Raw genomic sequence first — 22,535 nt, 5'->3', positions numbered from 1 at the left:
GGCGGAATTTTGTAGAGTATCTTACTCTGTTTCGTTCGCCCGTTATCCTTATTTGGATAGCGGGCGTTTTTTATTACTTAAAAGGAGGATTTTTTATGGAGAAGTTTAAATATTCCTTGCTCGTTTTATTTGGTGCTTGCAGCTACGGCATACTTTCAACTATTTTCAAACTCGGATTCCTAAATGGATTTTCAGCACATCAACTATTAGGAGGACAATATGTCTTCGGATGGATTGGACTTCTTCTACTCGTTCTTTTCTTTTCACGTCATAAAGTAACAAAAAAACAATTCTTTTCATTACTAACCGTCGGAACAACAATGAGTATGACGGGGATTTTCTACGCTATTTCTGTAGAAGAACTACCCGCATCTATCGCTGTCGTCCTACTCTTTCAGTTCACTTGGATTGGTGTCATTATCGAAGCCATTGCAAATCGGACATTTCCAAGCCGCGATAAGATCATATCTATCCTTATTTTATTTGCTGGTACATTGTTTGCAGGTGGTGTATTTGAAGGCCTCGGACAAAGTTTTTCTACGAAAGGGATTATATTTGGACTATTAGCTGCCGTCTCTTTTTCATTCTATGTTTTTGCAAGCGGACGCGTTGCTACCGATGTTCCGCCTTATACGAAAAGCTTTCTTATGACAACAAGTGCGACTCTTATTGTATGTCTATTCTTCCCGCCAACCTTTTTAACAGATGGTGCCCTGCAAGCCGGTCTATGGAAATATGCTTTCTTCCTCGGATTATTCGGCGTTGTTGTACCTGTCATTTGTTTTTCAATCGGTGTACCAAAGGTTGGAACAGGACTCGGTACAATATTAGGTGCAGCTGAATTACCAACTGCTATTATCGCTTCTATTACACTTGTACATGAAGTCGTAACATTCATGCAGTGGATTGGAATTATTTTTATATTGATTGGGATTTTCACTCCCCAGCTGCTTACAGCTAGGAAAGCAAGGAAACATAATCGCGTGCATAGCGCTTGAAAAAAATGCAGAATTTATCTGGAGGTATAAATGACTATTTTAAGCATCGTATTTTTTGCTATTATGTGTATCTTCTTCCTAATAAGATATATGAAAGAAAAGAAATTTTACGATTTACTTCTCATTCCCGTTTGTATATATGCAGGAGCAGTGAAAACTCCTTTCGTAGAGTACTTAAACTTTAATACTACATTTAAAATAACGTATGATATTGCAGCTATTATTCTTGTAATCCTTGCTGTACTTTTCTTTTTGAAAGATAAGAAAGAGAATCATACTGCATAACAAAAGACCTTTCATTTACTTGAAAGGTCTTTTTCTATATTTCACGTTACCGCTCCATACAGCTTCTCTATCTCATGTTCAATTTGTTTTACATCGATTCGCTCAAATAATGGCTGCACGCTATCAATTCTACTTGGCAACGTATTTTGAGGTTCCCAATTTCGTTTCACAATCGATAATGTGTTTCTAACCCTTTCACTTGAAAATGGTAAAAACGGTTCAAGGAGATTTGCAAAATTAGCGATAAGATACACACAGTTATAAATCATTTCTTCACACGAAACTGGATCATCTTCTCGTTGTCTCCAAGGCTGCTTTTCATCAAAATATTTATTTGCAAAACGGACTGCATCAAATATTGTCTCTAACGCCACCTTAAATTGAGTTTGCTCAATCGCCTCTCCTACATATTTATATAATCCTTCTACTTTATCTTTCAGCTCTACCTCAATACTTCCCTTCGGCACGATACCACCATAATATTTTTCAATAAACTTTAATGTCCGGTTCACAAAGTTCCCGTATGCACCTAATAATTCACTATTATGACTGTAAATAAATTCCCGCCATGAAAAATCAGTATCGCGATTTTCTGGTGCATTGACGGTTAAAAAGTAACGAATAGAATCTGGATCATAGCGTTCTAATATGTCAGGCACCCATACTGCCCAGTTTTTACTTGTAGATAATTTTCTTTTTTCAACTGTTAAATATTCATTCGAAACGATATGACGCGGGCTTGCTCCTTCCCCTATTCCAAGTAATACCGCTGGCCAAATGACGGAATGAAACGGAATATTATCCTTTCCGTGCACATAATATGTTTTCGCTTCGCTATCCCAAAACTCTTGATCATCTTTCCCTGTTTTTTCAGCCCAATGTTTACTCGCTGAATAATAGCCTGTCACTGCTTCAATCCATACGTAAATTTTCTTATCTTCATACCCTTCTACTGGAATTGGTACCCCAATTGGTAAATCACGTGATACGGCCCTATCTAGTAATCCTTCCTTTACATATCTCTCTGTTAGTTGAATCGCATTGTCGCGCCATGTCCCTGTTTGTTTGGCAATTTCTACAGCCCTTTTAATTTGCTCCTGAAATGTATGCAACGCGAAATAGAAATGCTCTGTTTCCTGTACAGATGGTGTACTACCACATAACTTACATTTCTTTTCTAACAAATCGAGTGGATCTAAAATAGCTGAACACGCATCGCATTGATCTCCTCTTGCTGCTTCATGACAATGCGGACATATTCCTTCTACATAACGATCCGGTAAAAATTGCGTACACGTTTCACAATATGCTTGTTCCACTGTTTTTTTATAAATATAGCCTTCTTCTAATAAACGTAAAAAAACATTTTGAACCGTTTCATGATGATGCTCGCTAGCGGTATGTGTATAGCAATCATAGGTAAAACCTAGGTCATGAAAACATCTCTGGAATTCTTCATGATACTTATTAGCAATTTCTTTCGCTGTCACACCTTCTTGTTTTGCCCTAATTGCAATCGGTGTTCCATTACAATCACTCCCTGAAACATACAACACATTCTCACCTTTTGCCCTATAATAACGCGCTAAAATATCTCCTGGTAATAAACTTGCAATATGGCCAAGGTGTAACGAACCATTTGCATACGGCCAAGCGCCTCCAATAAAAATACTCATCTTATATTCCTCCTTTAAAATATAAAAAGCCCCGCCCTTATCTTAAAAAAGATAAGGGCGGGGCTGTATAAACAGTCGCGGTACCACCTTATTTCGCTAATTACTCACATAATTAGCCTTAACAAGTACGGAGCTCTATGCTCTTATACTGTGGTTTTGATAACGAGTACCAACTCTCGTCGCCGCCTACTATTATCATTTGATAAGTTCAGGACGAAGCTCAAAGGCCATTGTTCAAATGAATATTCTTGCTTCTTCTCAGCTACCGAAGCTCTCTGGAAAGAATGTGTTCATCCTACTTTTCCTTTTCAACGCTTTTACGTATAACAAGTATTGTACGACTTAATCACAGAAAAATCAAACTTTTATCCAGAAAGAAAAGGAAATCCCATCCTCTCACCGAATACCTATACGTTCACAAAAGGAGTGATAACATTGAACCAAAAACAACTAAGCACTATAAATGAAAAAAGCTGGAATGCAGCTGCCTATGAAGCTTGGACGAATCGCCATGGGGCGCCGGAGGGTTATGCGAAAAAAATTATGGAAGATCCCACGCGCGAGGTAGCACATTATTTACCTTACATACAATCTCCAAAAGGAAAATGTATTATTAATTTACTCGGCTCAAAAGGAAATAAAGGTGTTGCTCTCGCCCTTTTAGGAGCTGACGTAACAGTTGTTGATATTTCAGCGAGTAATGCAAAATATGCAAATGAACTTGCTGCCGCCGCAGACGTCTCTATTCATTACATCGTTTCTGATGTACTAGATGTAAATCTCTCCAAATCATTTGATATCGTATTGCTGGAGCTTGGTGTACTTCATTACTTTCTAGATTTAAAACCACTCTTTCAAAAAATTGCTACTTTGCTTAAGCGAGATGGAATGCTTATCCTTCGTGACTATCATCCTGTTTACACGAAATTATTAGGAGTCAACCACCCATCATTTCAGGCCAATGGAAATTATTTTGATGAAGAATTAATTGAAGATGATGTTGCTTATAGCATCCTTCTTACAGAACCACAGAAAGAATCGTTACCTAAAACAACCATCCGTCGCTGGACGCTAGGAGAAATCATTACAACACTTGCGGAAGAACGTTTTAAAATTGAAAAACTAGTTGAAGAACATGGGCCCCATCAAAGATGGGTCTTCCCTTCTACTGCACCAGAAGGAATCGAAGAACGTATCCCTGGTCTATATACAATAATTGCGACAGCATGCAAAAAAGGATCCCTTCACGGATAGGATCCTTTTTGCATGCTCACGCATATAAGTTGAGGTTGGAGATTACCATAATTCTGTAGAATAGGACACAAGATATTTCAACATTTCGTCTCTGACTTACGTCGTCAAAAAGGGGTATGACCAACATAACGAAGAGTAATGTTTTTAGTTGATATTGATAATCGTTATCAACTAATTAGAAGTATACATGATGTCATTTCAAATTTCAATAGCATTTCTAATATTTATTTATGAATTTTATGATATGCAAATGTATACATTTTAAGAACTTTTTCTAATACCAATCTGACTCCTTCCATTATCTGCTATAATTTTCATTGAACAGATTAATAACTTCATAATAATGTTTTTATTAATTTCGTTTCAAAAATCTATAAATCATAATAAATAGTTTAAATGAGGGTAGGGGTAACGATGAAATATGTTAGTATTCGAAAAAAACTACTGTTCACACTCTTAAGCATTTCTTCTTTATTTAGCATTGCTCTTATTGTTATTCTTTCATTCGCCATGAATCAAGCAAGTGAAATCGAAACGTTAAAAAATGATGTATCAAAAAGAGCGACGATTTTAAAAGAACGTGGCGATTGGTTCCAAGCACAAGTTGCTGGTTTACAAGAATATTTACTATCACATGATCAAAAAGGATTAGATAAGTTCAACCGAGAAGGGAAAAAATTAGCTGATACTAGAGAGAAAGTAACAAGTGACAAGAAGCTCCCAGAAGGAATGAAAGAAGCTATTTTAATGGGGGGAAAATGGCGTAGCGTCATAGATAATGAGGTACTCCCTCTTGCGCGTGAAGGAAAATGGGACGAAGCATCTAAAATTGCTTTAGCACAAACAGATTATGTAAATGATCTTTTAGGTCGTTTTAATAAATATACAAATGAAGAAAATGAGAAACGTGACGCATTAATTGCTGACGTCGAGTCTTCTTCATCACTTATTCAATATATTATTTTCTTCTCACTCATTGCATGTACATTAACGTCTATCTTATTAGCATGGTGGTTCTCTGGTAAACTCGTTAAACCAATTCGACAAATTGATGAGAAGTTAAAAGAATTAGCTTCTCAAGATGGAGATTTAACGGCTAGATTACACGTAACAAGTAAAGATGAAATTGGTGACATTGCAAATTCCTTTAATCAAATGCTCACTAACTTACAGCATATAATAAAACAAGTTCAACAAACATCAACAAGTGTAAAAGAAGCTTCCGAAAATGTATTTATCGAAACAACCGCTTCTATGGAAAATACCGCAAGAACCCAAGAAACTATGAATGCTCTTGAACACAATATTCGTTCACAAGTTTCTAGCATTGAAGAAAGTTCAACCGCGATGGATGACATGGCAACGAGTGTTCAGCGTATCGCTGAGTCCGCCTCTTCTGTTACTAGTTTAGCTGTCACAACGTCAGAAAAAGCAGATGATGGGAATAAAGTCATTGAGAAATCTATTACACAAATGCATACAATTAACGAAGCTGTTAACGCTACATCACAAGTAGTTGAGCGACTCATTACACATACAAATCATATAGATACTGCACTTCAATCTATTTCGAATATCGCCGACCAAACAAATTTACTCGCTTTAAATGCTTCTATTGAAGCAGCTCGTGCTGGTGAACACGGAAAAGGATTCGCTGTTGTTGCCGATGAAGTTCGAAAACTTGCTGAACAATCTCAACTAGCCGCAACTGACATTAACCATTTACTGCATCAAATTCAAGCCGATACAAAAATAGCAAATGACATGATGACACAAGGTCAAGCAGAAGCTTCTGAAGGAATTACTGTTATTCGTACTGCCGGATCTTCATTCTCAGAAATTGTTAACCACATTAACAAAGTCTCTACGCAAATGCAAGAAATGTCTGCAACTGCTGAAGAGATGGCTGCAAGCTCTGAAGAAATGAACGCAGCTTTAAATAATATCGCTTCTATTTCAAACGAAGTTGCTGCAGAAACATCACAAACCGCACATTCGGCTGGTGATCAAGTAAACAAAATGAGTATCGTGGCTAAAAAATCATCTGAAATGAAAACAATCGTACAAGAACTTGAAGTTCTCGTCTCTCATTTCAAAACAAACGCTTAAAGTGAAAATGACACGAGCTCAAAGGTATAGGAAAGAAAGTTTTACAGTCTCTCTTTTTTCACTTTAAAATATCTCTTTCTATCTCTCATTCCGTCTGCTATAATTCCTAAAGGAAATAAGAAAGCTTTATTCCAACCGGAGTAAAGCTTTCTTTCAATTTTTTACATTTATTAATTCTAATACTAAGATTTCACAAAGGAGGCTTTTAATCATATGAATTTTGTAAGTATCAGAAAAAAACTTATGTTCATGATGGGAACGATTTGTGCTTTATTTGGTATCGCCTTAGCTTTTATTTTATTTTTTGCTATTGATCAATCTCGTAAAGCTGAAACATTACAAAAAGAAATTTCTCCACTGGCAACAGAATTGAAAGAACGTGGAGACGCTTATCAAGTACAGCTCTCTGCTTTAAGAGGTTATTTACTACAACATGATCAAGTCGAATTAGACAAGTTTAATGAGATGAGTAAACGTCTTGAGGATTCAAAAGATAAACTTCTTTCTAATCCAAATCTTTCTTCGTCCGTAAAAAGCACAATGGAATTAGGGTCTACTTGGAGAAAGTTCGTTGAAGAAAAAGTATTCACTCTTGCAAAAGAACAAAAATGGGAAGAAGCTTTACAAGTAGCTTCTTCAGAAAACGGAACTGTCTATAAAGTAATTGGTGACTTCACAAACTACAGTAATGAACAAGCTAAATTACGTGAACAATCTATTGAAAAAATTGATCAATCTGCACTCTTAATCGAATATGTTATTTTCTTATCACTTGTTGTATGTATTATCGTTGCAATTATTCTTGCATGGTGGTTCTCTGGTAAACTGGTGAAACCAATTCAACAAATTGACACGAAACTAAAAGAATTAGCCTCTCAAGAAGGTGACTTAACGGCACGTCTACAAGTAAATAGCAACGATGAAATCGGTGCTATCGCAGCATCATTTAATAAAATGTTAGAAAACCTACAACATATCATTAATCGTGTTCAAAAAACATCTGTGGAAGTACAAACTGCTTCTGAAAATATGCTAGAAAAAACGAATACATCACGTGAGGCAACATTAAGAGTCCAAAGCTCGATGTCCAACTTAAATGCAAGTATTCAATCACAAACTTCTAGTATGGAAGAAAGTTCAACTGCAATGGATGATATGGCAGTAAGTGTTCAGCGTATTGCTGAATCTGCTTCATCTGTAGCGGAACTTGCTGTTGCCACATCTGAACATGCTAGCGATGGAAATACCGTTATCCAAAAATCTGTTTCACAAATGACAACGATACATGAAGCTGTAAATGCTACGTCAGAAGTGGTTGAACGTCTAATCACTCATACGAAATATATTGATACTGCTGTACAATCTATTTCTAATATTGCTGAGCAAACAAACTTACTTGCTTTAAATGCTTCTATTGAGGCAGCTCGTGCTGGCGAGCAAGGAAAAGGATTTGCTGTCGTAGCTGACGAAGTTCGAAAACTTGCTGAACAATCTAAAACAGCTGCAACAGACATTAATCAATTACTACATCAAATTCAAAATGATACAGAAACTGCTAGCTCTATGATGTCTCAAGGCCGTTCTGAAGCATTTGAAGGTATCAATGTTATTCGTGAAGCTGGTACTTCTTTCACAACAATTGTGGAACAAGTAAATAAAGTATCTACTCAAATGCAAGATATATCAGCAACTGCTGAAGAAATGGCTGCAAGTGCTGAAGAAATGAATGCTTCACTTAATAACATCGCTTCTATCTCTACTGAAGTATCCAGTGAAACTGCCGCAACGGCACAATCTGCTGAACAGAAAGTTATTGTTATGAATGAAATGACAGTAACTGCTAGAAAAATGAAACAAACAGTTGAAGAGTTAGATCAGCTCGTATCTCATTTTAAAACAGAATAGATGTTCAAAAAATATCCCTCTTGCGAAGAGGGATATTTTTTTGAGCTCATTTCCTGCACATTATGCTCATTTCCGTTATAATGAGAATCGATATCATTAAAATGTAGGAGGGGCTGCTTATGTCACAAGAAGCATTTGAAAATAAATTATTTGCCAATTTAGAAGCTGTTATTGACCCTGAACTAGGTGTTGATATCGTTAATCTTGGATTAGTGTATGATGTTACAGCAGATGAAAATAATAATGCTGTCATTACGATGACTATGACTTCTATCGGTTGTCCAATGGCTGGGCAAATCGTATCAGACGTTAAAAAAGTATTATCAACGAACGTACCTGAAGTTAATGAAATAGAAGTTAATGTCGTTTGGAATCCGCCCTGGTCGAAAGAACGTATGTCACGTATGGCGAAAATCGCATTAGGTATTCGCGACTAAATAAAGTGAAAATTTCATCATTTGCGGATAGTGGGATAAAGAAAAGACCTGACTAGGATGTCAGGTCTTTTCTCTTATTATTTTACACCTACTGCATCATAAGCTTTCGTTACAGCTTGTACAGCTTTAGAGTTTTTACCATATAAATCTTCAGCTGACTGAAGAGCAGCTTGACGCATCATTTTGAAGTCAGAGTTTGCAGTTAAATATTTCGTAAGAGCACGGTAGTAAATTTTTTCTGTCGCTTCACGGCCCACTCCAGTTACTTTCACGCCGTAATGATCTCCGCCTTCAGATACTAAGTATGCAGCTTTATTGTTAATACTGCTGTTAATATGAACGCCGCCATTATCAGCTGTTCCAGTATAACGTTTACTATAGTGATCTGGGTAACCTTCACTTGGTTTTAATGGGTTTGGAATAGACGCTGGGTCTTTAAGAGAGCGAAGCGCATCACCAGGTTTATCAGGTGTATAAATGTCAGCACCTAAATCCCAGCTCTTCTTCTCAACCATAACACCCATAATATCAGATAACGATTCATTTAACGCCCCTGACTCATTTTTGTAAACAAGGTTTGCTGTATGTTCAGTTACAGCATGCGTTAATTCGTGACCGATAACATCAAGTCCAGCAGATAATGGAATGAATGTTTTTCCATCGCCATCACCATACATCATTTGCACACCATTCCAAGCTGCGTTATTCCAGCTCTCCCCTACGTGAACAGTTGAAATAAGCTTCGCACCTTTATCATCGAAAGAGTTACGATTAAATGTCTTTTTGTAGTAATCATATACTTTTCCTGCATTTACATGCGCATCAACTGCAGCTTTATCTTCGAAGAACTTAGATTTACTTTCAACTTCTTCTCCTGTATATCCAAGAATTTGTGAGAATAAATTAAACCAGTTCTCGTCCATATTTTCTGCATCAAATGTGTGAACACCTTGTCCTCGTTTACCATCAAACAAGTTGAATTGTCCTGTTTTCGTATCTTGAGCAATTTCAAATGATTGTCTAGCACCTAATACTCCGTAACCAAATCCAGTAATGTTATCTACAGCGTTATATTTCTCAATAACATTTCCATTCGTTGCATCAACAAAATAATGCCAATATCCTGGAGCTGGTTTTGAAATCGATGCCTTAACTAAGTATGCAAGGTAGTAATTACCATCCTTTTCATATACAAATAAATCTTTTTTCACACCGTCATAACTCTTTACTTTACCAATTTCTTTCTCAATATCTGCCTTTGCAATTGTTTCTGCTTGTTCCGCACTAATGCTTGCAGATGCAGGAATATTTTTATCATCTAAATTCGGAATAACTTGTCCGAAGAATGCTTTTACATTGTTCTCTTTATCAAGTGTAACAGTTTGATCAGAACCGTACACAGGGATGTTATTATGTTTCTCAACTAGCTTCACATGTGTCGTATCAGATTCAGCGTCTTTTTCTTCTCCAACGATATTAAAATGCTTTTCAATATTTCCTGCTAATTTAAACATATCTTTCTTACTCTCTAAGTATTGAAAGACCGTCTCTTTTTTATCTAGTCCTTCCGGTGCTTTCCATTCTTCACCTATGTATGCAGGTGTTTTAAATTCTTGATGATATTGAATTTTTTGTTCTTCCGCTTTCGTTGTCGTTGCCCCAAACGCTCCAAATCCCCCGGCGATAACAGTTAACGCTAATGCTGATGAAATGACTTTCTTTTTCACTATAACATTCCCCATTCCCATAAAGATTTTTGACACTTTTATACAATTCTGATTTTTACAGCTCATACCTCTACCGAAAATTTGAGAAACATTTTTCAGACAATTCCAATCAAAAAAAGAGGACATCCTATCGGATGTCCTCTTTTTTTACGCATTTTATTGTTTTTTCAATTCAATTGCTAAATAGTGTGATTGCTCTTTCGCTTGAATGTGAATATCTTCTCCTACAGATTCTGCTGCATCCCGCATAACAAATGTTTCACCATTTATTACACTGCTTCCTTCAATTTGTACAAGGTACAATTGACGGCCTTCTTTCACTGGAAAATGAATTTCTTTTCCAGCCTCTAATGATAAAGAATATAAATTCGCATCTTGGTGAATTTGAATTGGTGCATTTCCTTCTACTGAAGACACCATATGGAACCATTCATTTTCACGCTTGCTCCAATCAAATTTAAACTCACCGTAGTTTGGTTTATGATCTGCACGGTCTGGTAAAATCCAAATTTGTAATAAACGCAGCGTTTCATCGCCTAAATTATGCTCGCTATGAAATACACCCGTACCAGCACTCATATATTGAACATGTCCACGCTCAATCGTTCCGCGATTTCCCATGCTGTCTTCATGTGTTAAAGCACCATCTACAACGTAAGAAATAATCTCCATATCACGATGTGGATGCATATCAAAACCAGTTTGCGCCGCTACTAGATCATCATTAATAACACGTAACGCTCCGAAGTTCATATTATTTGGATTATAGTAATTGGCAAAAGAAAAATGAAAATGTGTATTTAACCAACCATGATTTGCTCTGCCCATATTTTTATGATCAACTTTTCTAAACATATCCTTCACCTCATACTATCTCGAATTCGAGATTTATTCTAAAATTTTTTCTTACTGTAACTTTTTTAGTAGTTTTAATAATTGCTTTTGTTCCTCTATATTTAAATTATGAAACTTCTCTGCTTGGAACGTTTCTTGAGGTGGGACGATTTCCTCATATAAAGCTCTTCCCTTTTCTGTTAAAGAAATATATTTCGTAGTACCCTCTTGTTCACGCAAAATCCACTCAAGCTGCTCCATTTTATTTAAAAGCTGCGTTACATTTCCTTTCGTAACAAATAGCTTATTTCCAAGTTCTTGCTGCGTTAAACGATCATGTCCTCCAACTTGAGCTAACACATCAAACTGGGCGGCAGATACATTCCATTTTTTTAAGTGCTGATTCGTCTCACGAATACTCTTATTATAAAAACGTGACAAACGAAACCATAATAGTAGCCCTAGTCTATCTTCTGTTTTCATTTCATCACCTCGCTCGTTTCATATCATTAGTTTAGAACTAAACTTAATAAAAGTCAAATGCTTATTTTTAATAAGTTCAAGGAAAGCACAGCGCTATTTCTCCACTATGCTTTACATTAACTTTCTACTCTTATATTCATCCAATTTCCTCTCCGCGAACTTCCTCGCATCTTTTTCAATCCATCGCTCTTCGTACCGTTCACTTCCCACATACAATATATCTCTCTTATGCTGCATCGCATGGCGAAATTCATGCAGTAGCGTTTTGAGAACTTGCTCATACTCTTCCCACATACAAACGAAAATTAATTGTTTTTCTTTATGATAAAAACCACCTACTGGGAATAGAAACTCTTCTTCCTCTTCCCCTAATGATAGAAGCACATCGTTTGCATCACACGTATCACAAAAAATAACGGGCGTTTTACATACTTCAATAAGAGAAAATAAATCCTCTCTTAGCTTTTTGACATCCCAAGGAAGCTCCGAATCCAACACATACCAATTCTCTACCTGTTGATATACATTTTGAAACTGGAGTTCCATTTCTCTTTTTTCCCCTTTCCAAGCACCCTTTTTCTATATGTATGCCACAATATGGTAAATATTAAACGTATTCTCTTACCCTAAAAAAATGACAATAAAAAGAACCTATATCAGCATAGGTTCTTCTAAATTTTAAATTTTTGTAGCTTTCGTATCCCACTTAAAGATTTTATTTAAGAATTTATATACATTCTTCGACTCTTTTGTCAGAAGTGGGCCTAAAATGGATAGTATAAGCACGTATAGTGCTGAGAATGGTTTCAGTACTGACATTAAGCCACCGGCGATACCGATATTAGCCATAATGATGGAGAACTCTCCTCTTGAAACGATTGTTAATCCGATATTTGTTGATGCTTTATGAGATAATCCAGCTTGTCTTCCCGCGATCATTCCTGCTACAAAGTTACCGATTATCGTAAGAAGGACAGCGCCTAACGTTAACCATATCGCTCCGCCTAATGAGAACGGATCAATACTTAATCCGAAGCTGAAGAAGAAAATAGCTCCGAAAAAGTCTCTAAATGGAACAACAAGATGTTCAATTCGGTCACTATGCTCTGTCTCAGAGAAAACTAATCCTAGAAGAAGTGCTCCAATTGCTTCTGCAACGTGAATTGTTTCTGAAAAACCAGCAATGAAGAATAAAGAAGCAAATACTACAATAATAAAGATTTCATCTGAGCTAATATTGAGCAATTTATTTAATAACGGCGTAGCCTTTCTAGCTACTATAAAGAATAGAAGCATATATCCTAAAGCAATTCCAATTGAAGTAAGGGCACCTAAGAAGGAAGCGTGATCCCCTAGTACTAAACCAGAAACAACTGATAAATATACAGCAAGGAATATATCTTCAAACATAATAATTCCTAAAATTAATTCGGTTTCATTATTACCAGTTCTTCTTAAGTCCACTAACACTTTAGCAACGATAGCGCTAGAAGAAATCGTAATAATACCCGCTATAATTAAGATTTCTAGTAATGGGAATCCCATTATAAATCCGTATAACAAACCAAGTGAAAAGTTAATTAAAATATAAATCGTTCCGCCAATCGCAATAGAGCGTCCAGATTTAATTAGTTTTTTCATTGAAAATTCTAATCCTAGATAGAATAGAAGGAATAGAACCCCAATTCGTCCAAGGAAGGAAATTACACTTGCACTTTCAATAAATTTGAGATTGATAACACCTATTGTCGGTGCATGCGGTCCTACTAACATTCCAAGAACGATTAGAAAAGGAATTACTGAGAACTTAAATTTTCCAGCAATTACTGCTGCAATTGCCACTAAAACTAAAGCTGTACCAACTTCAAAAATTAACGTATCCATCTAATCAGTCCCCCCTATTTGAAAGTAATTCATTAATGATTTTTTTAATTTCTTCTCTCTCACCTGAAACTACAAGCATATCTCCTTCTTCAATTACTGTTTCTGGTCCTGGATTAAATAGCTTCTTCATGTTCTTCTTCATAACTGCGATTATCGTTACGCTATATGTTTTTCTTATTTCAAGATCGCCAATTGTTTTTCCGATTGCTGGAGCTGTATTCTCTACTTTAAACCACTCAATTGCTAAACCTTCAAAAACCATCTCAACATTTTCTAACGCCCTAGGCTTATATACCATTCCACCTAATATTGCTGCAATTTGTCTTGCCTCTGAGTCACGTAGTGAAATACTTGAGATGCTTTCTTCATGGTCTGAATCAAAATGATACATTTCTCTACGTCCATCATCATGAATAACAATTACCATCTTTTCGTTACCTTTCGTAACGATTTGAAACTTATAACCAATACCCGGAAGTTCACTTTCTCTAATATTCATTTTTAGCTCCTCCATAACTTATTTATTTTAATTTTCTGTTTTTCTGTCTTTTATTCATCCAATCAGCTTTAGAAATTCTAACCACTCAGGATATTTGTGATTTGGAAATCTTTTATTGTAATAATAAGTGGACCCTAAAAAGATACTTAAAGATGTAATGATAAAAAATATATTACTTCTCATTTTCAAACTCTCAAGGCTTACTTTCAATAAAGAATCTTCTTTCAAATTATCCCCACCTTCTCGCTTTAAATTTAGTTTTTTAAAATGTAAATAATTCTAAAAATATTATTATGCAACATAATCATAACACAAAAATGATTTAAGTAACATGATTTTTTAGAAAAATTGATTCTCGTATATTTTTTGCATATAATTTTCTTATTACGAAAAAAAGGAAGTGTATTATATGGTTGATATCTTTAGCAGATTCCTTGAGGTAACGAATAATATTTTATGGTCATATATTCTTATTGCAATGCTAATCGGCTTCGGTCTTTACTTCTCTTTTAAATTAAAATTTGTCCAAATTACTCATTTCAGTGAAATGGTCAGCTTAATTAGTAAAGGGTTTAATCGAAAGGAAAAAAAGAAAGATAGCATCTCCCCATTCCAAGCATTTTGCTTAAGTGCAGCAGCACGTATCGGTATCGGAAACTTAGCCGGTGTAGCATTAGCAATTTCAATGGGTGGACCTGGCGCAATATTTTGGATGTGGTTTATCGCAATTATCGGAGCAGCTACTAGTTTCGTAGAATGTACGCTCGCTCAAATTTATAAAGTAAAAGATGGTAGCAGGTTCCGTGGTGGGCCGGCATATTACATGGAAAAAGGATTAAACAAACGTTGGATGGGTGTTTGGTTCTCACTTCTTATTACAGTTGCGTACGGATTAATTTTCAATTCAGTACAAGCGAATACAGTAACAATAGCGTTTGAAAATGCTTTTGGACTAGAGCGAACGATCGTAGGAGCTCTATTAGCCTTATTAGTTGCAGTCATTATTTTTGGTGGTATTAAGAGCATTTCACGTATTACAGAAATGATTGTTCCGCCAATGGCAATCGTTTATATTGGCGTGGCTATTTTTGTCGTTATTAACAACTTCAGTATGTTACCAAGCATTTTTATGGAAATCTTTAACGGTGCATTCGGTTTAGACCAAGCCATCGCTGGTGGTATTGGAGCAGCAATCAAGTTCGGAATTCAGCGCGGTTTATTCGCGACAGAAGCAGGAATGGGTAGTTCTCCTAATGCAGCCGCAACATCTGATGTATCTCACCCTGTAAAACAAGGACTTGTTCAAGCGTTAGGCGTTTTCGTAGATACATTCTTAGTATGTACATCAACAGCATTTATCGTATTATGTTCTGGACTTTACAAAGGATCAAATTTAGAAGGTATCGAATTAACACAAAACGCATTAAGTTCACAAATTGGACCGTGGGCAAGCACTTTCTTAGCGATTATTATTTTCCTATTCGCTTTCAGTTCACTTCTAGGAAACTACTATTACGGTGAAACAAATATTGCATTCATTAAAGAAAGCAAAACATGGTTAATGATTTATCGTGTTGCAGTTGTTGGAATGGTATTCTTCGGATCAATTGCTGCTCTTAAAACAGTTTGGAGTTTAGCTGATTTATTCATGGGACTAATGGTATTCACAAACTTAATTGCCATCTCATTCCTTAGCAAATTTGCTTACGCTGCATTAGTAGACTATTTGAAGCAAAAGAAGCAAGGAAAAGATCCTGTCTTCGTTGCAAACTCTATCCCTGGCTTAAAGAATACAGAGTGCTGGGATGGACAGGATGTAGAAGAAAAACAAAAGGCTGTTTAACAAATAAAAGCGGAAGCGGCTCGTTCAGAATCGCAGGACACTTCAAGCTCTCGACCTTGAAGCGCTTTTTGCTTCGAGCGAGAGAGCGAAATGACCGGAGATTCTAGCCGCTGGAGCTGGATATTAATTAAAAGCGGAGGTGACTTGCTCAGAACAGGAGGGCATTGGAGCTCCTGACGAAGAGGCGTTCTTTGCCTCACAGGAAGGCGCGAAATGACCGACTGGTCTAGTCACCGGAGCTGGATATCACTAAAAGCACAAGTGGCTCGTTTAGAACAAGAGCTATATATTAAACAAAATCCCTATTACTCCACAGTAATAGGGATTTTTATTTACAACAGTTCATAATTTGTTCAAATTAATTCCAGCAAAAGGGTTGATTTATAGAGATTACTAGATTATAATAATTATAAATTAGTAATTGATATCACATAACAACTCAAAAGGAGATTGATCATAATGAACAAACAAGTAATCGAAGTATTAAACAAACAAGTAGCAGACTGGAGCGTTTTATTCACAAAACTTCACAACTTCCATTGGTACGTAAAAGGACCTCAATTCTTCACATTACACGAGAAATTCGAAGAACTTTACACAGAATCAGCTACTCACATCGATGAAATTGCAGAACGTATTTTAGCAATTGGCGGCAAACCAGTAGCAACAATGAAAGAATACTTAGAACTATCTTCTATTCAAGAAGCAGCATACGGAGAAACTGCAGAAGGGATGGTCGAAGCAATCATGAAAGACTACGAAATGATGCTAGTCGAACTGAAAAAAGGCATGGAAATCGCTCAAGACTCTGATGATGAAATGACATCTGACCTACTACTAGGCATCTACACAGAACTAGAAAAACACGCTTGGATGCTACGTGCGTTCTTGAATCAATAATATGTAAAAGCGGAGGCGGCTTGCTCAGAATCGCAGGGCACTTCAAGCTCTCGACCTTGAAGCGCTTTTTGCTTCGAGCGAGAGAGCGAAATGACCGGAGATTCTAGCCGCTGGAGCTGGATATCATCTAAAAGCGGAGGTAGCTTGCTCAGAATGTGAGGGGGATGGAGCTTTTGACGTAGAGGCGCTCTTTGCCTCGCAGGAAAAAGCGAAGCCACCGAACATTCTAGCTACCGGAGCTGGATATTACTTTAAAGCAGAAGCGGCTTGCTTAGAACAGGAGGGTGTTGGAACTCCTGATTACGAGGCGCTTTTTGCCTCGAATGAAGGAGTGAAACAACCGACTGTTCTAGCCGCTGGAGCTGGATATCATTAAAAGCGGAAGCGGCTCGCTCAGAGTCGCTTTTTTCTGTAATGGTTGCACTTAACGGTACACGAAATTATATCAACGATTTTTCAAATATATCGATCATTACTCGAAATATATCAACGATTTTTTCATTATATCAATCATTACCCGCAATATATCAACGATTCAACAAAGGATATCAATTTGCCGACAAATCACGACAATATCAGCGCCCCTCTCCTCCACTTTCATCACTATATTACAATCTCATCTATGTTAAAATATAGGAAACACCCTTTAGTATCATAGATCCAAAAAGCTTTTCCAAATTCATCATTTACTACTTAAATGACGGGAGTGGTTCAGTTGAAAGACTACTTAATTAGAGCATTTTTTGCGTTAATAACAGTTGGGATTCTCTTACTTATAGCTAATATTTTCAATATACGTGTCGAGGTTAAGGACTATGCTTTCCTCGTTGTCGTAGCAATTGGTGGCGGCTGGGGTGGCTGGTACCTGTATAAAAAACAAAGTAATCAAAATGATAAAGGCATTCCAAAGTAATATGGAATGCCTCTTTTATTGCCTTCTGTAATAAATAATGAAATTCAGGCCACTAATACAACCAATCGCAATAAACATACAAAACGATTGTGGATCTCCAGCCAAATTATACTCATCAACAATAAAGCCAATCATAAAGAGTGTTATCGCCGAAACACCGATACACAATATCGAAATAAACCAAAGCGAAAATTCATTAATTAGCTCTTTCTTCTGCGTTGAAACGATTAGCATAACAAGAATAGACGCTGCTAAAATACTTTTAAAAACAGGACGTAAATACACAAACTCCTCCATCAATTTCTCCTTTTCCAAAAAACATCATATCTCAACATTAACATATTTAACCAATTTAAAAACACATGCCATCTTAAATTAAAACGACATGTGTTTCCGTATTTGCTATGATAGTTGCTTCCACTTCGTTCCCAAAACAGGACGCTCGTAATTTTGTATCTTATGAATGAGTGCATCTGCCGTCTCAGCGGCAACTATTAACTCTTTATTCGATGGATTCATGAATCCTTCTTCAGCTGCACGTTCAACCATTTGCAAAATTGGTCCGTAAAAACCTTTTATGTTTAATAAACCAACCGGCTTATTATGTATACCAATTTGTGACCAACATACAACTTCAAATAGTTCTTCAAACGTTCCGTATCCGCCTGGAAGCGCAATAAAAGCATCCGCAAGCTCTGCCATTTTAGCTTTACGTTCGTGCATCGTCTCTACTTCAATTAATTCTGTTAATCCTGTATGCACAATTTCTCCTCGGAATAGACCGCGCGGCATAACACCTGTTACACGTCCACCTAAACGAAGAACTTCGTTTGCTACTTCTCCCATTAATCCGACACATGAACCACCGTATACGAGCTCATAGTCGTTCTCAACAAACATTTTACCTAACTGAATTGCCTGCTCTTTAAATTCTGGTCTCTCCCCTAAATTTGAACCTGCAAACACACAAATCTTTCTCATTCTTACACCCCGAAACTATATATTGTTATGATACAATGAACATTGTACAACATATTGAGGGGATGAGAAAGAAATGGATATCGTTGCATTTCAAAGATGGGTTGAGGAATTTTACGAAAAACGAAGCTGGTCACAGTATAATGCTTTTATTCGGTTAAATTTCTTAACAGAGGAAGTTGGAGAAGTTTCACGCGTTGTTCGCGCAATCGAAATCGGTCGTGATCGTCCTGATGAAGACGCGAAAACAGAAGAAGAGCTAAAACAAGAACTAAAAGAAGAACTTGGTGATGTACTATCTAACTTTATTATTCTTTCGCAAAAATATGATTTAGACTTACAAGACATTATGGACGCACACGTCACAAAGCTTTCGAAAAGGTTCGAGACATCCAAATGAGAATATTATCAATTATGGTATAATATTCTTGTCACAATACTAAGGGGGATTTTATGTTATCAAAAAAATTGCACGACGCATTAAATGAACAAATGAACTTTGAATTTTACTCTGCCCATGCTTATATGGCAATGGCTGCTTACTGTACAGCGGAGAGCTATGATGGATTCGCTAACTTTTTCCTTGTACAAGCTGAAGAAGAACGTTTCCACGCAATGAAACTTTACAACTATATTAATGACCGCGGAGAGCGTGCTATTATTACTGGATTTGATAATCCGAATAACGAATACGAATCTGTATTAAACGCTTTTGAAATTGCACTTGAACACGAGCGTGAAGTAACGAAGCGTATTTATAACTTATCTGATATTGCTTGGGACGAGCGTGAACATGCAACAATTACATTCTTAAAATGGTTCGTTGACGAACAAGTGGAAGAAGAAGCTTCATTCGATAGCATCATTCAAAAATTAAAACGTATTACAAGCGATTCAAACGCACTGTTTATGCTAGATGCTGAATTAGAGAAACGTACATTTACGCCTCCAGCTGAATAATATTTCAATCACCTTAATACATGTATTAAGGTGATTTTTTTGTTTGCTCTCTATCTTAAAATCACCTTAAATTTCCTCATATTTGACATAGTTCCAGCTATAAAATGGTATTATTTTCAATATAAAAACCAATATACGAGGAGAGGAAAAATGAATCAACGTGTAGAAGCTGTTGATGCAATTCGTGGTTTCGCTTTGTTTGGCATTTTACTAGTCAATATGACATTAATTCAATTTGGGTTCTTCACCAGTGAAAAACCAACTTATCTATTCGGCGATCTTGATAAAGGCGCTAATTGGTTTATTCAATTTTTCGGTACACATAATTTTATCTCCCTATTCTCTTTTTTATTTGGCCTTAGCATTATTTTGCTGCAAAAAAGTATTATTGCAAAAGGAAAAAAATTCTTCCCCACATACATAAGACGTATTATCATTCTTTTACTACTAGGCTACATTCACGGCACTTTTGTTTGGGAGGGCGATATTTTATTTGCATACGGAATAATCGGGATTTTCTTAATGATGTTCATCAATCGAAAACCGAAAACTTTGCTCATTTGGGCGATTATTCTACTCGCACTTATTACACTTATGTCTTATCAAACTGATCCATCTACAAATATAAATGATTTCGCACCCTATACTGAAAAAGAACATAAAGTCCATCAAACTGGAAGCTATATGGATCACGTCAACTTTAGATTGACTGAAAATCCTTTTGATTACATGGGAATTAACGGTGCATTCGGATTATTTTTCATATCAGTTTTCGCAATAATTTTTATGTCTCCACTGTTCCTACTCGGAATGTATGTAGGGAAAAAAGGCTGGCTATTTGAGGTCAGTAAACATATACCTGCTATCAAAAAAATATGGTTTGCCACCGGTCTCTTCTCTTTTACAATTAAAATCTTAGCTATGTTCGTAAAACACCCGCTTTTAATTATGCTACAAGATGGCCTTACACCAGTAACTATGACCTTCTTTTACGGAAGCACAATCATTTTATTATTCCATTACAAAAAAGCAACCCGTCTACTAACATACATAGCGAATATGGGGAAAATGTCCGTTAGTAATTACTTAGCGCAATCTATTATCGCAACAACCATTTTTTACGCATATGGATTTGGCTTATACGGGAAAATTGGCTATTTCTTCGGTATTCTTTTAACCATCGGAATTTATACGATTCAATTATTCGTTAGCACCTATTGGCTCCAAAAATACCGAATGGGGCCAGTGGAATATGCGTGGAGACTGGGAACTTATTTAGAGAAACCACGTTTTAAAAGAGACTTGGATAAAGCAAGTTAAACAAAAAAAGCAATGAGCCCACGCTCATTGCTTTTCTTAATTTATTAAAGCATAACCCCAACGATAATCGCTGATAATATACTTACTAACGTTGCACCGTATACAAGTTTTAAACCGAATGATGATACAACGTTTGCTTGTTTGCCATCGATACTCTTCGTTGCACCTGCGATAATTCCGATAGATGAGAAGTTCGCAAATGATACAAGGAAGATAGATAAAATACCTACTGTACGAGCTGATAAATCACCAGCTACTTTTCCAAGGTCAAGCATTGCAACGAATTCGTTCGTTACTAATTTTGTTGCCATAATTTGTCCTGCTTGTAGCATCTCTGATGTTGGAATACCCATTACGAATGCTAATGGTGAGAAGATGTATCCTAAAATGCTTTGGAATGTGATTCCGAAAATTGAATCGAATACACCGTTAATTGCTGTAATTAATGCTACGAAACCGATTAACATCGCCGCTACTGTTACAGCGATTGAGAAACCAAGCATAATATATTCGCCTAACATTTCAAAGAATGTTTGTTTCTTGTCTTCTTGTAATTCTAAAATATCGTCTTCTTCTTTTACTTCATATGGATTAATGATATGAACGATAATGAATCCACTGAATAAGTTTAATACAAGTGCTGTTACTACATATTTTGGATCAATCATTTTCATATAAGAACCGACGATTGACATCGATACTGTAGACATTGAAGATGCACAAAGTGTGTATAAACGATTTTTCGGTAATTTGCTTAGTTGATCTTTTACTGTAATGAATACTTCCCCTTGACCAACGATTGCAGCTGCTACCGCATTATATGATTCTAGTTTTCCTAAACCGTTAACTTTACTTAATAGGAAACCGACTGCACGAATGATAATCGGTAAAACTTTAATATGTTGCAGAATCCCGATTAATACTGCTAAGAAAATAATCGGTAATAATACTGTTAAGAAGAATGGTGCTTGTCCATCGTTTGCTAGACCACCAAATACGAAATTAACCCCAGCTTCCGCAAATTTTAAAATAGCGCCAAATCCATCTGCGATCCCTTTTACTAATACAAATCCGACCTTTGTATTTAGTAAGAAATACGCAAGTACCAATTGAATGACAAGCATAAGTGCAATTGGTTTATATTTAATTTTCTTACGATCTGAACTGATAAGGAAACCTAGTACAAATACTACAAGTAAACCGACTAGAAACATTACTATTTTCATATGTGAATCCTCCACTTCTCCCATGAGTTATTGGTCGTATAACGTATAACGAATGACGTCTGACCATTGATGTTAAAAAAATTTAAAACCCCTAAATACTATTCAACTGTCATCTAAAATCAGTAAGCGTTTACATAAATTGCAATTTATAAAAGGTAGCCTCTTCTCTCCTACCATATTTGAAAGTCTGAAATTGATACCACCTACAAATCAAATTGTAAGCGTTATCTAGACGAAATGCAATATAAATTTTAAAAGATTTTTATATGTTAATATATTCCTAATTAATTGGTTTTTTCATGCA

The 22,535-nt window shown here is 36.2% G+C and carries 22 protein-coding genes and 1 other annotated feature; of the genes, 12 read left to right on the top strand and 10 right to left on the bottom strand.

Annotated features, from left to right (window positions below; genetic code table 11):
• The first annotated feature begins 95 nt into the window (after positions 1-95).
• A complete protein-coding gene (locus AC0OM3_RS20645) occupies positions 96-998 on the top strand; it encodes an EamA family transporter (protein WP_000410490.1) in 903 nt (300 codons plus the stop codon).
• Between the two features lie 30 nt (positions 999-1,028).
• Entirely contained in the window at positions 1,029-1,283 is a 255-nt protein-coding gene (locus AC0OM3_RS20640; RefSeq protein WP_000154129.1) for a hypothetical protein, read from the top strand.
• Positions 1,284-1,324: 41 nt separating this feature from the next.
• Here AC0OM3_RS20640 and metG read toward each other — a convergent pair whose 3' ends face one another.
• The gene (gene metG / locus AC0OM3_RS20635; protein WP_474212884.1) at positions 1,325-2,959 is read right to left on the bottom strand and encodes a methionine--tRNA ligase; all 1,635 of its coding nucleotides are present in this window, start codon (positions 2,957-2,959) and stop codon (positions 1,325-1,327) included.
• A 50-nt stretch (positions 2,960-3,009) separates the two neighbouring features.
• Positions 3,010-3,280 (bottom strand) — a binding site (T-box leader).
• A gap of 114 nt (positions 3,281-3,394) precedes the next feature.
• Here metG and AC0OM3_RS20630 point away from each other — a divergent pair.
• The 4 genes from AC0OM3_RS20630 (at position 3,395) to AC0OM3_RS20615 (ending at position 8,664) form a co-directional block, all read left to right on the top strand.
• On the top strand, positions 3,395-4,213 hold the full coding sequence (locus AC0OM3_RS20630) for a class I SAM-dependent methyltransferase (protein WP_001072236.1): 819 nt from the start codon (positions 3,395-3,397) through the stop codon (positions 4,211-4,213).
• Between the two features lie 414 nt (positions 4,214-4,627).
• Positions 4,628-6,322: a methyl-accepting chemotaxis protein gene (locus AC0OM3_RS20625; RefSeq protein ID WP_000878439.1), complete on the top strand. Its 1,695-nt coding sequence runs from the start codon at positions 4,628-4,630 to the stop codon at positions 6,320-6,322.
• A gap of 213 nt (positions 6,323-6,535) precedes the next feature.
• A complete protein-coding gene (locus tag AC0OM3_RS20620) occupies positions 6,536-8,227 on the top strand; it encodes a methyl-accepting chemotaxis protein (protein ID WP_001012198.1) in 1,692 nt (563 codons plus the stop codon).
• A 119-nt stretch (positions 8,228-8,346) separates the two neighbouring features.
• Entirely contained in the window at positions 8,347-8,664 is a 318-nt protein-coding gene (locus AC0OM3_RS20615; RefSeq protein ID WP_000076418.1) for a metal-sulfur cluster assembly factor, read from the top strand.
• 77 nt (positions 8,665-8,741) lie between these two features.
• Here the strand turns inward: AC0OM3_RS20615 and AC0OM3_RS20610 are convergent, their stop codons facing one another.
• The 6 genes from AC0OM3_RS20610 to AC0OM3_RS20585 all read right to left on the bottom strand — a co-directional run bounded on the left by AC0OM3_RS20610 (position 8,742) and on the right by AC0OM3_RS20585 (position 14,091).
• Entirely contained in the window at positions 8,742-10,391 is a 1,650-nt protein-coding gene (locus tag AC0OM3_RS20610) for a M4 family metallopeptidase (RefSeq protein ID WP_474212880.1), read from the bottom strand.
• A gap of 156 nt (positions 10,392-10,547) precedes the next feature.
• Entirely contained in the window at positions 10,548-11,246 is a 699-nt protein-coding gene (locus tag AC0OM3_RS20605; protein ID WP_000488930.1) for a pirin family protein, read from the bottom strand.
• A 51-nt stretch (positions 11,247-11,297) separates the two neighbouring features.
• Positions 11,298-11,708, bottom strand: coding sequence for a MarR family winged helix-turn-helix transcriptional regulator (locus AC0OM3_RS20600; protein WP_000845479.1), 411 nt, complete (start codon positions 11,706-11,708; stop codon positions 11,298-11,300).
• Positions 11,709-11,819: 111 nt separating this feature from the next.
• Entirely contained in the window at positions 11,820-12,254 is a 435-nt protein-coding gene (locus AC0OM3_RS20595) for a DUF3920 family protein (protein WP_000422801.1), read from the bottom strand.
• A 132-nt stretch (positions 12,255-12,386) separates the two neighbouring features.
• Positions 12,387-13,592, bottom strand: a complete 1,206-nt coding sequence (locus AC0OM3_RS20590; protein WP_000380229.1) for a cation:proton antiporter — start codon at positions 13,590-13,592, stop codon at positions 12,387-12,389.
• 4 nt (positions 13,593-13,596) lie between these two features.
• Entirely contained in the window at positions 13,597-14,091 is a 495-nt protein-coding gene (locus AC0OM3_RS20585) for a cation:proton antiporter regulatory subunit (protein ID WP_001026075.1), read from the bottom strand.
• 409 nt (positions 14,092-14,500) lie between these two features.
• Between AC0OM3_RS20585 and AC0OM3_RS20580 the strand changes: the two genes are divergently transcribed.
• From AC0OM3_RS20580 to AC0OM3_RS20570, 3 genes are all read left to right on the top strand, one after another.
• The gene (locus AC0OM3_RS20580) at positions 14,501-15,934 is read left to right on the top strand and encodes an alanine/glycine:cation symporter family protein (protein ID WP_000227591.1); all 1,434 of its coding nucleotides are present in this window, start codon (positions 14,501-14,503) and stop codon (positions 15,932-15,934) included.
• A 459-nt stretch (positions 15,935-16,393) separates the two neighbouring features.
• On the top strand, positions 16,394-16,834 hold the full coding sequence (locus AC0OM3_RS20575) for a Dps family protein (protein ID WP_001041895.1): 441 nt from the start codon (positions 16,394-16,396) through the stop codon (positions 16,832-16,834).
• A 715-nt stretch (positions 16,835-17,549) separates the two neighbouring features.
• Positions 17,550-17,747, top strand: a complete 198-nt coding sequence (locus AC0OM3_RS20570; RefSeq protein WP_000656312.1) for a hypothetical protein — start codon at positions 17,550-17,552, stop codon at positions 17,745-17,747.
• Positions 17,748-17,762: 15 nt separating this feature from the next.
• Here AC0OM3_RS20570 and AC0OM3_RS20565 read toward each other — a convergent pair whose 3' ends face one another.
• Entirely contained in the window at positions 17,763-18,044 is a 282-nt protein-coding gene (locus AC0OM3_RS20565; RefSeq protein ID WP_000390916.1) for a hypothetical protein, read from the bottom strand.
• A gap of 105 nt (positions 18,045-18,149) precedes the next feature.
• The gene (locus tag AC0OM3_RS20560; RefSeq protein ID WP_001225750.1) at positions 18,150-18,728 is read right to left on the bottom strand and encodes an LOG family protein; all 579 of its coding nucleotides are present in this window, start codon (positions 18,726-18,728) and stop codon (positions 18,150-18,152) included.
• Between the two features lie 73 nt (positions 18,729-18,801).
• Here AC0OM3_RS20560 and AC0OM3_RS20555 point away from each other — a divergent pair, with 73 nt between their 5' ends.
• The 3 genes from AC0OM3_RS20555 to AC0OM3_RS20545 all read left to right on the top strand — a co-directional run bounded on the left by AC0OM3_RS20555 (position 18,802) and on the right by AC0OM3_RS20545 (position 21,005).
• Positions 18,802-19,125 (top strand): MazG nucleotide pyrophosphohydrolase domain-containing protein, encoded by a 324-nt coding sequence (locus AC0OM3_RS20555; RefSeq protein ID WP_000355742.1) that lies wholly within the window; start codon positions 18,802-18,804, stop codon positions 19,123-19,125.
• 53 nt (positions 19,126-19,178) lie between these two features.
• A complete protein-coding gene (locus tag AC0OM3_RS20550) occupies positions 19,179-19,685 on the top strand; it encodes a ferritin (protein WP_000949398.1) in 507 nt (168 codons plus the stop codon).
• A gap of 150 nt (positions 19,686-19,835) precedes the next feature.
• Positions 19,836-21,005 (top strand): DUF418 domain-containing protein, encoded by a 1,170-nt coding sequence (locus AC0OM3_RS20545; RefSeq protein ID WP_474212875.1) that lies wholly within the window; start codon positions 19,836-19,838, stop codon positions 21,003-21,005.
• Between the two features lie 44 nt (positions 21,006-21,049).
• On the opposite strand, the gene AC0OM3_RS20540 is transcribed toward AC0OM3_RS20545, so the two are convergent.
• Entirely contained in the window at positions 21,050-22,231 is a 1,182-nt protein-coding gene (locus tag AC0OM3_RS20540) for a NupC/NupG family nucleoside CNT transporter (RefSeq protein WP_000706848.1), read from the bottom strand.
• Positions 22,232-22,535: the final 304 nt, after the last annotated feature.

This window comes from Bacillus sp. FAU20, assembly GCF_056033865.1.
Note: the sequence above shows the minus strand (reverse complement) of the source record. Positions and strands in the feature narration are given on the sequence as shown.

Coding starts and splice junctions, on each gene's coding strand:
- AC0OM3_RS20645 (WP_000410490.1), top strand. CDS start 96: ATGGAGAAGTTTAAATATTCCTTGCTCGTTTTATTTGGTGCTTGCAGC.
- AC0OM3_RS20640 (WP_000154129.1), top strand. CDS start 1,029: ATGACTATTTTAAGCATCGTATTTTTTGCTATTATGTGTATCTTCTTC.
- metG (WP_474212884.1), bottom strand. CDS start 2,959: ATGAGTATTTTTATTGGAGGCGCTTGGCCGTATGCAAATGGTTCGTTA.
- AC0OM3_RS20625 (WP_000878439.1), top strand. CDS start 4,628: ATGAAATATGTTAGTATTCGAAAAAAACTACTGTTCACACTCTTAAGC.
- AC0OM3_RS20620 (WP_001012198.1), top strand. CDS start 6,536: ATGAATTTTGTAAGTATCAGAAAAAAACTTATGTTCATGATGGGAACG.
- AC0OM3_RS20615 (WP_000076418.1), top strand. CDS start 8,347: ATGTCACAAGAAGCATTTGAAAATAAATTATTTGCCAATTTAGAAGCT.
- AC0OM3_RS20605 (WP_000488930.1), bottom strand. CDS start 11,246: ATGTTTAGAAAAGTTGATCATAAAAATATGGGCAGAGCAAATCATGGT.
- AC0OM3_RS20600 (WP_000845479.1), bottom strand. CDS start 11,708: ATGAAAACAGAAGATAGACTAGGGCTACTATTATGGTTTCGTTTGTCA.
- AC0OM3_RS20595 (WP_000422801.1), bottom strand. CDS start 12,254: ATGGAACTCCAGTTTCAAAATGTATATCAACAGGTAGAGAATTGGTAT.
- AC0OM3_RS20590 (WP_000380229.1), bottom strand. CDS start 13,592: ATGGATACGTTAATTTTTGAAGTTGGTACAGCTTTAGTTTTAGTGGCA.
- AC0OM3_RS20585 (WP_001026075.1), bottom strand. CDS start 14,091: ATGAATATTAGAGAAAGTGAACTTCCGGGTATTGGTTATAAGTTTCAA.
- AC0OM3_RS20580 (WP_000227591.1), top strand. CDS start 14,501: ATGGTTGATATCTTTAGCAGATTCCTTGAGGTAACGAATAATATTTTA.
- AC0OM3_RS20575 (WP_001041895.1), top strand. CDS start 16,394: ATGAACAAACAAGTAATCGAAGTATTAAACAAACAAGTAGCAGACTGG.
- AC0OM3_RS20565 (WP_000390916.1), bottom strand. CDS start 18,044: ATGGAGGAGTTTGTGTATTTACGTCCTGTTTTTAAAAGTATTTTAGCA.
- AC0OM3_RS20560 (WP_001225750.1), bottom strand. CDS start 18,728: ATGAGAAAGATTTGTGTGTTTGCAGGTTCAAATTTAGGGGAGAGACCA.
- AC0OM3_RS20555 (WP_000355742.1), top strand. CDS start 18,802: ATGGATATCGTTGCATTTCAAAGATGGGTTGAGGAATTTTACGAAAAA.
- AC0OM3_RS20550 (WP_000949398.1), top strand. CDS start 19,179: ATGTTATCAAAAAAATTGCACGACGCATTAAATGAACAAATGAACTTT.
- AC0OM3_RS20545 (WP_474212875.1), top strand. CDS start 19,836: ATGAATCAACGTGTAGAAGCTGTTGATGCAATTCGTGGTTTCGCTTTG.
- AC0OM3_RS20540 (WP_000706848.1), bottom strand. CDS start 22,231: ATGAAAATAGTAATGTTTCTAGTCGGTTTACTTGTAGTATTTGTACTA.